An 11,336-nucleotide genomic window follows, 5' to 3' on the forward strand; every position below is an offset into this window, starting at 1 on the left:
CAGTGCTATGGCACGTCGCGATATGTCCGCCGAGACGATGGACCCCCGCGCCTCCACCGAACCTTCTCCCAACGAGCCGCGTGAGCCCGCGCGCTACGATCACGCCGCCGTCGAGCCGCGCTGGCAGCGCGCGTGGGAGGAAGGCGAGACCTTCCGCGCCGTCCGCAGCGCGGACCCCGCCCGCGCGAAGCGCTACGTGCTCGACATGTTCCCCTATCCGTCGGGGGCGGGGCTGCACGTCGGCCACCCCGAGGGGTACACGGCGACCGACATCATGTCCCGCTACTTCCGCATGCGCGGGATCGACGTGCTGCACGTCATGGGCTGGGACGCCTTCGGGTTGCCGGCGGAGCAGCACGCCCTCGAGACCGGCACGCACCCGGCCGACACGACGGCGCGGAACATCGCGACCTTCAAGCGCCAGCTCAAGATGCTGGGCTTCAGCTACGACTGGTCGCGAGAGCTCTCCACGACCGATCCGCGCTACGTGCGCTGGACGCAGTGGATCTTCCTCCAGCTCTTCAAGAACGGGCTCGCGTACCAGGACGAGGTGAGCGTCAACTGGTGCCCGGCGCTCGGGACCGTCCTTGCGAACGAGGAGGTGATCGACGGCAAGAGCGAGCGCGGCTCGCACCCGGTCTACCGGACGCCGCTCAGGCAATGGATGCTCCGCATCACCGCCTACGCCGACCGCCTGGCGGAGGATCTCCGCCTCCTCGACTGGCCTGAAGGGACGGTGGCGATGCAGCGCTCCTGGATCGGCCGCTCGGAGGGGGCGCTCATCACGTTCGAGGTCAAGGGATGGGGCAAGGGCTCGCTGAGCGTGTTCACGACCCGCCCCGACACGCTGATGGGCGTCACCTACGTCGTGCTCGCGCCCGAGCACCCGCTCACGACATGGCTCACGAGCGCCGAGAGCGGCGCGTCCGAGCAGCGCCGCGAGGCGGTGCGCGCGTACGTCGCGGCCGCGGCGGGCAAGAGCGATCGCGAGCGGCTCGCCGCGGCGGCGAGGGAGAAGACCGGCGTCGACACCGGCCTCGTCGCCGTCCACCCCATCACGGGCGTGGAGGTGCCGATCTGGGTCGCCGACTACGTGCTCGGCGGCTACGGCACCGGCGCCGTGATGGCGGTGCCAGGGCACGACGAGCGCGACTTCTCCTTCGCCCGCGCCTACGGGCTGCCCATCGTCGAGGTCGTGAGCCCCGACGGCACCCTGCACGACCAGCTCGAGGCCGCCTACGTCGACCCGGGCGTCGCGGTCCGGAGCGGCGAGTTCGACGGGCTCGCGACGGAGGAGTGCAAGCGCGCGGTCATCGCGCGCCTCGAGGCGCTCGGGCGAGGCAAGCGCGAGGTGAACTACAAGCTGCGCGACTGGGTCTTCTCGCGCCAGCGCTACTGGGGCGAGCCGATCCCGATCTACTTCCCCGTCGAGCTCGCCGATCCGCAGGGCGATCCCAGGAAGGGCGCCGCGCACACGATCCGCTACGATCAGCCGATCGCGGTCGACGAGGCCAGCCTCCCGATCGAGCTGCCGCCGCTCGCCGACTTCCGCCCTGGCAACGACCCCGCGGGCCCGCTGGCGCGCGCCGTCGACTGGCGCTTCTTTCAGCAGGACGGCAAGTGGTACGCGCGCGAGACGAACACGATGCCGCAGTGGGCTGGCTCGTGCTGGTACTACCTTCGCTTCCTCGATCCGCAGAACGACGCGGAGCCGTTCTCGCAGGCCGCGTATGACGCGTGGATGCCCGTCGACCTCTACGTCGGCGGCGCGGAGCACGGCGTGCTGCACCTCCTCTACGCGCGCTTCTGGCACAAGGCGCTCTACGACCTCGGGCATGTGAAGCACCCCGAGCCCTTCGCGAAGCTCGTCCACCAGGGGATGATCCTCGGCGAGGACAACGAGAAGATGTCGAAGTCGCGGGGCAACGTGATCAACCCCGACGACATCGTGCGGGCCCACGGCGCCGACGTGCTGCGGCTGTACGAGATGTTCATGGGCCCGCTCGAGGCGGTGAAGCCGTGGCAATCGGCGCAGATCCAGGGGGTGGTCCGGTTCCGGGACCGCGTGTTCGCGACGTGCACGCGGCCGCTCTCGGACGCGATGGACGACGCGACGAGCCGGCAGCTCCACAGGACGATCAAGAAGGTGACCGGCGACATCGAGGCGATGGCGTTCAACACCGCCATCTCCGCGATGATGGTCTTCGTGAATCACCTGAGCTCGCTGCCTTCGCCGCCGCGCGAGGCGGTCCTCCGGCTGATCCTCCTCGTCTCCCCCTTCGCGCCGCACCTCGCGGAGGAGCTGTGGCGGCTCACCGGCCACGAGCGCTCGCTCAGCTACGAGCCATGGCCCACGTACGACGAGGCCTTCTGCGTCGACGACGTCCTGGAGATCCCGGTGCAGGTGAACGGCAAGGTCCGCGGTCGCGTGATGCTGGCGAAGGCGGCATCGGAGGAAGAGGCACGAGCCGCCGCGCTCGGCCTGGAGAGCGTTGCCGCCCTCTCCGCGGGCAAGCAGCTGAAGAAGTTCATCTACGTCGCGGGGAAGATCGTGAACATCGTGGTCGGCTGACGCTAGGGCGCCGCCGAGAGAGAACGAGCGCTCGCAGCGCGGCGACGTCGCGAACGGACGCGCGTGACACCGGCGCGAGGAAGCTGCTCCCGGAGCGCGAGGCCGCGCGCCCGCGCCGCCTCCTCATCGAAGCCTTGCGCTCGGTTGACGACAGGGTCGGGCGCTCGGCTGTACATGAGCCCGACCGGCGCGCTGATCGCATCCCGCACCACAGCGCAGCGGCGTGGCTCCACCGGCGGTCGAGCCTCCTCGGAAGCAGCCCTCTCCTCCCTCGGGGAGCGCGGCGGTGCACAGCCCAGGCTGGCAGGTGCCGTGCAATGGCGGCTGGCCGTGTGCCGGAACAGCACCGCATGGCGTACCCGAGCTGGATGCCTCCTCGCCGCCGCGCTGGCGGGCTGCGCTGGAGACGCGGACGAAGCTGACCTGCACGAGGAGGACGCGGCCGAGGCCGCGCTGGAGATCAAGGGAGGTTATCCAGACGCTGGAGATCGCGCGATCGCCGGGCTCCTCATCACCGATCGCCGAGGGCGCGTCGCGCGGACCTGCTCGAGCACCGTGATCGCGCCCAACCTGGTGCTCACCGCGCAGCACTGCATCGCGGAGGCTCCCAAGCTCATTGCCTGCAAGACGGCGACGTTCGGTGAGCCGGTCGATGCCTCGCAGGTCTACGCCACGCTCGGCGGGGCCCTGTGGGCCGCCGACACGCCGTGGATCGGCGCGCGCGCGCTGCTCAGCCCGCCCGACGGCAACGCCGTCTGCGGGCGCGACATCGCGCTCGTCGTGCTGTCTTCCCCGCTCGGCGGCAGCGAGGTCACGCCGCTCGCGCCTCGCCTCGATCGGCCGCCCGAGGAGAGCGAGGTCTACTCGGCGGTGGGCTTCGGCGACACGGAGGGCAGATCGCGCGGCGGCGGCGTCCGCAGGCGCCGCGATGGGCTCCACGTCGAGTGCGTGGGGTACGGGTGTGGAACGCAGGAGCGCGTCACAGGAGGCGAGTGGCGCGGCGAGAACGGCATCTGCAGCGGCGACTCGGGCGGACCGGCGCTCGACGTCGCGGGGCGGATCATCGGCGTGACGTCGCGCGGGCCAGCCGGCTGCGCCGACCCCATCTATGGTGGGCTGATCGCCCATCGCGACTGGATCGTCACCGAGGCGAGGCGCGCCGCTGACGTCGGCGACTACGACCCGCCCTGGTGGGCGACGGCGTCGGACTCCGCGGAGCGCTTGCCCTCGCGCCGGCCGCTCGACGAGCGCTGGCTCTCGTGCGCGTACGGCCCCGTCGTCGGCGACGACAGCGGGGCCCCAGCGGCGCGCGCGCTGCTCGCGCTGCTCGCGCTGCTCGCGCTGAAGCGAGCCAGGACGTCCGCGCTGCTGACATGCCGCGCGCGGCATGCACGCGGCGCGCGCGCGGCGTCGCAGAGCACGATTTCCGCCTGATCGAAGCTCCAGCGCACACCTCGCCTGCTAGGATGCGGGCGTCCTGCCCTGCGGAGTGTCCATGCCCATTTCGCCCATCATCCGTCCGGCCGCGCTGCTCGCGGCGCTCACGCTCGCCGCGCTTCCCATCGGCTGCGGCCCCACCTACGTGCGCGGCAATCAGGTCGAGGGGCTCGACGACGCGGCGATGAGCACGGGGATCGACAGGCGCGACATCGAGCAGCTCCTCCACGAGAACCTGACGTCGCTGATGGCCTCTCCGGTGGCCAAGGAGTGGGCGCACGACGGCTCGCGGCCCACGCTCGCCATCTATCCGCTGTCGAACCAGACGAGCGAGCACATCGACAGCCAGCTTCAGGCGCTCCTGTCCGATGTCGAGACGTACCTCGCCAAGGCGAGCCTCGTCACCGTGGTGAGCCTCGAGCGCCAGCAGCAGATGGTCGCGGAGGTCGAGAAGCAGCACGGCGGCGGGTTCGATCCGAGCCACATCGCCGAGTACAGCCGCCAGCTCGGCGCGAAGTACTACCTCACCGGCAAGGTCTTCACCGCCGACGAGCGCACCGAGGACGAGCGCCGCGTCCAGTACTTCATGTTCATGCAGCTCATCGAGGTCGCCACGAGCGCGGTGGCCTGGCAGAACCGGGCGGCCTTCACCAAGGCGCTCATCCAGGAGTGATGCGCCGGCGGCACGCGGGCCTCGCGGGGCGCAAGCGTGCGGCCCTGGCCCCTCTCGCTCTGCTCCTCGGCCTCTGGCAGGCCGCCTGCGGCGGACATGAAGATCGCGTGCGCACCGCGCTCCAGGCGCTCGATCGCGGCGCTCCCGCCGAGGCGGTGGCCGCGCTGAACGAGCAGCTCGAGGTCGAGACCGCGGCCCAGCTCCCGGCGCTCCGGGGCGACAACGCGCTCCTCCTGCTCGACCGCGGCAACATCCTCCTCAGCATGGACAGCTACCGGCTGTCCGCGCGCGATCTGGGGGCCGCGGACAAGTCGATCGACCTGCTCGACATGTCCCGCGGGGCCGCCCACGATCTCGGCAAATACCTCTTCTCGGACGACGTGGGCCCGTACAAGGCGCCCGCCTACGAGAAGCTGCTCATCAACACCATCAACATGATGAACTACCTGGCCCAGCGCGACCTCAGCGGGGCCAGGGTCGAGGCTCGCCGCCTCGCGGTCATGCAGACATACCTGCGCGATCACGAGGGCGAGACGGCGCTCCTCGGCCTCGGCAGCTACCTCGCCGGCCTCGCCTTCGAGAAGAGCAGCCAGGGTGACGAGGCGCTCCTCCACTACGACGACGCCCTCCGCCACGGGTCGTATCCGTCGCTCCGCCGCCCGCTCCGCGCGCTCACGCGCGGCGAGCCGAGATCGCCCCGCATCGCTGCGTTGATCGAGGGTGAGGCCCCGCCGCCGCCCCTCGACGAGACCGGCGAGGCCGAGCTCATCGTCGTCGTCGGGTTCGGGCGCGTCCCGCAGAAGGTCCCGCAGCGCCTCCCGATCGGCCTCGCGCTCACGCTCGTTGCCAACGACCTCAGCCCGACGGATCGCGCGCGTGCGAGCGAGCTCGCGGCGAAGGGGCTCGTGACCTGGGTCAACTACCCGACGCTCGCCCGGGGCAAGGGCGGCTATTCGATTCCGACGCTGAAGCTGGATGGGCGCTCGCAGCCGATGGAGCAGGCGCTCGACGTCGAGGCGCAGGTGCGCGCGGCCTGGAAGAAGAACGAGGGGACCGTCATCCTGTCGGCCATCACGAGGACCCTCGCCCGCATCGCGGCCGGCGAGGCCGCGCAGGGCGCCACCGAGGCTGCTGCGGAGGACTCCGGGCCGCTGGGCCTGCTCGTCGGCCTGCTGACGAGCGCGACGCTGACCGCGCTCGACACGCCGGACACGCGCGGATGGTCGACGCTCCCCGCGCGCATCGCGATCGCGCGGACCCGCGTCCGCGCGGGCACGCACGACGTCGTCGTCGGCGTCCGCGGCGAGTCGCGGCGCGCCCGGGTGAGCGTGGCCGCCGGAGGGTGGGCCTTCGTCCCGGTGATGGTGCTCCGCTGAGCGACGCGCGCGGACGGAAGGGTTGCGGGCGCACCCCTCCCGCGGCAGTCTCCGCGCCGATGCGTAGCCCTCCTCTCCGCGCCGTGCTGGTCCACGCGCTCTCGGCGTGCTCTCCCCTCGCGCTCCTCTGCGCGACCGCCTGCGGGACGCTCGCCACCTCGCCCTCCTGGGTCGGCGGCGGCCTCGCGGTCTCCGCGCCGATCCGGGCAGCCGAGGAGGACGCCGCGATCGAGCGGGAGCGCGCGGTGATCGCGAGTCAGCCCAAGCAGATCGGCGCGCGGCATCTCCTCGTCATGCACGAGGGCTCGAAGAGCAAGCCCGAGGGCCTCCGCCGTACGCGCGCCGAGGCGCGCGCGCGCGCGCAGGAAGCGCTCCTCAAGATCCGCGGCGGGGCGAGCTTCGAGGAGGTGGTCGCGGAGTACAGCGACGAGCCGGGCGCCGCCGAGCGCGGCGGGGATCTCGGGGTGTTCGAGCGCGGCATGATGGTGAAGGGCTTCTCCGACGCCGCCTTCGCGTTGAAGATCGGCGAGGTGAGCGAGATCGTCGAGACGCCGTTCGGCTTCCACATCATCAAGCGCACCGAGTAGCGCCCGCTCCAGCGCTCCGGCGCTCCAGCTCACCGCGCGCCGGCCGCGGGCTCGACGCCTCGGCCTTCGTCGCCTAGCGTGGCGCGCATGACGAGGACCGTCCGCGCTGCGCCGACCGCCGAGCACCGCCGCCTCGAGGAAGAGCGCGAGCGCCTCCTGCGCTGGAAGCACTGGGGCCCCTACCTCTCCGAGCGGGCCTGGGGGACGGTGCGCGAGGACTACAGCGCGAACGGGGACGCGTGGGCGCACTTCCCTCACGACCATGCCCGGAGCCGCGCCTATCGCTGGAACGAGGACGGGCTCGGCGGCATCTGCGACCGACACCAGATCTTGTGTCTCGCCGTCGCCGTCTGGAACGAGCGGGATCCGATCCTCAAGGAGCGGGCCTTCGGGCTGACCGGGCCGGAGGGCAACCACGGCGAGGACGTCAAGGAGATCTACTACTACGAGGACGCGACGCCGACCTCCAGCTACCTGCGTTACCTCTACCGGTACCCGCAGCGGCCGTTCCCCTACGAGGCGCTCGTCGCCGCCGCGCGCGACCGCGGCCTCTCGGAGGGTGAGGTCGATCTCCCCGATCTCGGCGCCTTCGACGGGGATCGTTACTTCGACGTCTTCGTCGAGTACGCGAAGCGGAGCCCGAGCGACATCCTGATGGTCATCACCGTGGTGAACCGCGGCCCGGAGGCCGCGCCGATCCACGTGCTCCCGCACCTCTGGTTCCGCAACACATGGTCCTGGAGCGAGCCTCCGGGTCCGGTCCCGGAGATCCGGGCCATGGAGACCGACCCCGGTCATGTGATGCTGCGCGCGGCGCACCCCGAGCACGGCGCGCATCACCTGTACATCGAGGGCAGCCCGGAGCTGCTCTTCACCAACAACGAGACGAACCGCGAGCGGCTCTATGGCGTCCCTTCGCGGACACCGTACGTCAAGGACGCGTTCCATCACCGGGTCGTCCACGGCGACGAGGCGCGGGTGAACGCCGAGCGTCGCGGCACGAAGGCGGCGAGCTGGCATCGCCTCGAGGTGCCGGCCGGCGAGAGCCGGCGGATCCTGCTCCGGCTCGCGCCCGAGCCGGTGGAGTGCCCCTTCGACGGCGCGGACGAGCTCCTGGAAGCGCGGCGCAGGGACGCGGACGAGTACTATCTCGCCGTCCAGGGCCCTGCCCTGTCCGACGATCGCCGCGCAATCCAGCGTCAGGCGGCGGCGGGGCTGTTCTGGACGATGCAGTTCTACCACTACGACGTCGACACCTGGCTCCGCGGCGACGCGTACGCGCCGCCGCCCGAGCGGCTGAGCGGCCGAAACGCCCACTGGCGGCACGTCTCCGTCGCCGATGTCCTCTCCATGCCCGACGCGTGGGAGTACCCCTGGTTCGCGGCCTGGGATCTCGCCTTCCACGCGGTCGCGCTGGCCTCGCTCGACATCGATCTCGCGAAGGCCCAGCTGAAGATGATGGTCAAGGAGTGGTACCAGCACCCGAACGGGCAGCTGCCTGCCTACGAGTGGGAGTTCTCGGATCTGAACCCCCCCGTGCATGCCTGGGCGACCTACCAGATCTACAAGATCGAGCGGAAGCAGCGGGGCGAGGGCGATCGGGTGTTCCTGGAGCGGGTGTTCCACAAGCTCCTCATCAACTTCGCCTGGTGGGTCAACAAGCGCGACGCCGAGGGGCACAACGTCTTCGAGGGCGGGTTCCTCGGCCTCGACAACATCTCGCTCTTCGATCGCAGCGAGCGGCTCGCGCCCGGGATGCGCCTGGAGCAGGCGGACGCCACGGCGTGGATGGCGATGTACTGCCTCGACCTCATGCGCATCGCGCTGGAGCTCGCGCTCGACAACTCCGCGTACGAGGATCTCGCCAGCAAGTTCTTCGAGCACTTCCTGCGGATCGCGCACGCGCTCCACCACACGGCGGACGGCCGGCTGCCGCTCTGGTCCGAGGAGGACGGCTTCTACTTCGACATCCTCTTTGCCGGAGGGAAGCCGCGGCACGTGAAGATCCGATCGGCCGTCGGTCTCATCCCGCTCTGCGCGGTGCACGTGATCACCCCGGAGATCTACGGCAAGCTCGCGAACTTCCGGCGCAGGACCGAGTGGTTCCTCCGCAGGAACCCCGCGCTGGCCGAGGCGATCACCGTACGTCCGGACGGCCGCCAGGTGCTCTCCGCCGTGCCGCCGGGGCGCCTCGAGCGGGTGCTCGCGCACCTGTTCGACGAGGACAAGTTCCTCTCGCCGTTCGGCCCGCGCTCGCTCTCCAAGGAGCACGCGGCCGCGCCCGTCTCGCTCGGGTTCGAGCCCTGCGATGCCCAGTACACGGTCGGCTACGAGCCGGGCGAGTCGATCACGCGCATGAAGGGCGGCAACTCCAACTGGCGCGGCCCGATCTGGTTCCCGCTCGGCTACTTGCTCTACCGCTCGCTCCTCCGGCTCGATCACGGCTTCGGCGACGTGCTCACGATCCCGTCGCTCGGCAGCCACGGCCCTCGCACGCTCCGCGACGGAGCGCACGAGATCGCGCGCCGGCTGATCGCGATCTTCGAGCGTGACCGCGAGGGGCGCCGCCCTGTCTACGGCGAGCACCCCCTCTTCCAGCGCGATCCTCGATTCCGAGATCGCCTGTTCTTCTTCGAGTACTTCCACGGCGACACCGGCGCTGGGCTCGGCGCCTCGCACCAGACCGGCTGGACTGCCCTCGTGGGCGACCTGATCCTACGCACGGAACGGCACAACCCCCCGCGTTCGTAGCGCACCCCACAGAGCGTTCGGCTCATCACCGGTTCGAGCCGGATCCGTGCTAGGAGGGCGCCTGTGTCGCTGGCGTTCGGCGTCTCGCTCCTCGCGTTGGCCGTCGTGCTGGGCGGCATTGCGGCGGTGTTCCGTCACCGGAGTGAGGGCGCGATGTCTGCGTTGCGGACCTTCGCCCTCGTCGGTGCGGCGTCGATCGCGCTGCTTCACCTGCTCCCGGAGGCGATCGGCGAGATCGGCTGGCTCGCGTTGTTCGCCGCGGTGGCTGGCTTCCTGGCGCCGGCGGTGCTGGAGCGCCTCGTGCTCGGGGACGCTGGGGGTCACCAGACGCCGACGACGGCGCTCGCGATGGGGTATGCCGCGGTGCTCGCGCACCAGTTCGGCGAGGGCGCGGCGGTGGCGTCGCTCTCACGCGTTGGACAGCTCTCGCTCCCCGTCGTGCTCGTGATCGCTGCGCACACGGTGCCGCTCGCCATGGTGGTGGCCATTCAGGTCCTCGAGGTGAGAGCCGATGCCGACGGCAAGCGCGCCATGAGCGCTGCGCTCGCGGGCATTGCGCTCGCCACGGTGGTTGGCGCCTTCGCGACGCGGCTTGTCGACGTGGAGCACTTCGAGGCGATCGAGCCCTGGTTGCTCTCCGCGGTGGCGGGCCTCCTCTTGCACGCGCTCTCCCACGAGGCGGTCGCCAGCGGCCCGGCGACATCCGTGAGCCGCGCCGGCGAAGCCATGGGCGGCCTGCTCGGCCTCTTCCTGGCCACGATCGGGATCAACGAGGAGGAATGGGTGCAAAAGATCCCGTTCGCTCTCCAGATCGCCGCCCTGTCCGTCCTTGCGGGCCTCATCCTCCTGCGCAGCTACGGCCCGAGGCGAGCCGCCGAGCGCCCGCACTGACGGCCCTCGCGGCACATACATCCCGACGCCGCCCCAACGAAGCCGTCCTGACGAACCGTAGCCCCCGGCGACGGTGCTCGTCGGGCGGCGTGGCGAGGGCTGATGTCTCAGCCTGCTCCCAACGAAGCCATCCTGACGAACGGTAGGCTCCCGGCGAGGATGCTCGTCGCGCGGCGTGGCGAGGGCTGATATCTCAGCCTGCTCCCAACGAAGCCATCCTGACGAATCGTAGGCTCCCGGCGAGGATGCTCGTCGGGCGGCGTGGCGAGGGCTGATCTCAGCCTGCTCCCAACGAAGCCGTCCTGACGAACCGTAGGCCCCCGACGAGCACCCTCGCCGGGGGCCGATCAGCCCGGAACGCGCCTCACGCAGCGGCCGATGTCCTCGACGGGCCTCAACGCCGCCAGGACGCCGCAACGCGCACCCGGAGCTCGAAGCACAATGGACAAAAAAAAACCTGCGCACGGCTCTCACCGTGCGCAGGTTCGAAGAAAATCCCGGCGGCGTCCTACTCTCCCACCAGGTTGCCCTGGCAGTACCATCGGCTCCAAGAAGCTTAACTTCCGAGTTCGGTATGGGATCGGGTGTGACCTTCTCGATATCACCACCGGAAACTTGTGGGTGCGTCCAATCGGAACCCGGCGGAGCCCGCTTCTTGCGGTGCTCTGTTCCATGTTTTCCATGTTTACGCCAGGCCAGCTGTGTCACGCTGCTCGTCACCCGAACTCCGGGCGCGACGCTTCGATGTTTGCCTTAGAAGTATGGTCAAGCCGCACGACCTATTAGTACCGGTTAGCTCCGCCGATTGCTCGGCTTCCACACCCGGCCTATCAACCTCGTGGTCTACAAGGGGTCTTTAGGGGCCTTGCGGCCCGGGACACCTAGTCTTGAGGCCGGCTTCCCGCTTAGATGCTTTCAGCGGTTATCCGTTCCGTACATGGCTACCCGGCTATGCCCTTGGCAGGACAACCGGAGCACCAGAGGTACGTCCACCCAGGTCCTCTCGTACTATGGGCAGCTCCTCTCAAGTGTCCTACGCCCACGGCAGA

General features: G+C 70.3%; 7 protein-coding genes and 2 rRNA genes (1 of these 9 only partly in view). 7 read left to right on the top strand and 2 right to left on the bottom strand.

What is annotated here, in order from left to right; genetic code table 11:
- Window positions 1-7 precede the first annotated feature (7 nt).
- The 7 genes from leuS (at window position 8) to WMF29_RS39370 (ending at window position 10,287) form a co-directional block, all read left to right on the top strand.
- On the top strand, window positions 8-2,572 hold the full coding sequence (leuS, locus tag WMF29_RS39340) for a leucine--tRNA ligase (RefSeq protein ID WP_437325219.1): 2,565 nt from the start codon (window positions 8-10) through the stop codon (window positions 2,570-2,572).
- Between the two features lie 312 nt (window positions 2,573-2,884).
- Window positions 2,885-4,006 carry a trypsin-like serine protease gene (locus WMF29_RS39345; protein ID WP_437325220.1) on the top strand — a complete coding sequence of 374 codons (1,122 nt, stop codon included), beginning with the start codon at window positions 2,885-2,887 and terminating at the stop codon, window positions 4,004-4,006.
- 61 nt (window positions 4,007-4,067) lie between these two features.
- Entirely contained in the window at window positions 4,068-4,682 is a 615-nt protein-coding gene (locus tag WMF29_RS39350; RefSeq protein ID WP_437325221.1) for a penicillin-binding protein activator LpoB, read from the top strand.
- 107 nt (window positions 4,683-4,789) lie between these two features.
- The gene (locus WMF29_RS39355) at window positions 4,790-6,058 is read left to right on the top strand and encodes a hypothetical protein (protein WP_437325222.1); all 1,269 of its coding nucleotides are present in this window, start codon (window positions 4,790-4,792) and stop codon (window positions 6,056-6,058) included.
- Between the two features lie 59 nt (window positions 6,059-6,117).
- Window positions 6,118-6,645: a peptidylprolyl isomerase gene (locus tag WMF29_RS39360; RefSeq protein WP_437325223.1), complete on the top strand. Its 528-nt coding sequence runs from the start codon at window positions 6,118-6,120 to the stop codon at window positions 6,643-6,645.
- 87 nt (window positions 6,646-6,732) lie between these two features.
- On the top strand, window positions 6,733-9,396 hold the full coding sequence (locus WMF29_RS39365) for an MGH1-like glycoside hydrolase domain-containing protein (protein WP_437325224.1): 2,664 nt from the start codon (window positions 6,733-6,735) through the stop codon (window positions 9,394-9,396).
- Window positions 9,397-9,459: 63 nt separating this feature from the next.
- Window positions 9,460-10,287, top strand: a complete 828-nt coding sequence (locus WMF29_RS39370; protein WP_437325225.1) for a hypothetical protein — start codon at window positions 9,460-9,462, stop codon at window positions 10,285-10,287.
- A gap of 495 nt (window positions 10,288-10,782) precedes the next feature.
- On the opposite strand, the gene rrf is transcribed toward WMF29_RS39370, so the two are convergent.
- Together rrf and WMF29_RS39380 are read right to left on the bottom strand one after the other, a co-directional pair.
- A 5S ribosomal RNA gene (gene rrf / locus WMF29_RS39375) occupies window positions 10,783-10,899 on the bottom strand.
- Window positions 10,900-11,048: 149 nt separating this feature from the next.
- Window positions 11,049-11,336 (bottom strand): 23S ribosomal RNA (locus WMF29_RS39380); it runs 2,719 nt beyond the window's last position.

This window comes from Sorangium sp. So ce381 (assembly GCF_051473845.1).
GTDB classification, from domain to species: Bacteria; Myxococcota_A; Polyangia; order Polyangiales; family Polyangiaceae; genus Sorangium; species Sorangium atrum.

What these genes read in the sequence shown, in the direction of transcription:
- WMF29_RS39360 (WP_437325223.1), top strand. Translation starts at nt 6,118, where the DNA reads ATGCGTAGCCCTCCTCTCCGCGCCGTGCTGGTCCACGCGCTCTCGGCG.
- leuS (WP_437325219.1), top strand. Translation starts at nt 8, where the DNA reads ATGGCACGTCGCGATATGTCCGCCGAGACGATGGACCCCCGCGCCTCC.
- WMF29_RS39365 (WP_437325224.1), top strand. Translation starts at nt 6,733, where the DNA reads ATGACGAGGACCGTCCGCGCTGCGCCGACCGCCGAGCACCGCCGCCTC.
- WMF29_RS39350 (WP_437325221.1), top strand. Translation starts at nt 4,068, where the DNA reads ATGCCCATTTCGCCCATCATCCGTCCGGCCGCGCTGCTCGCGGCGCTC.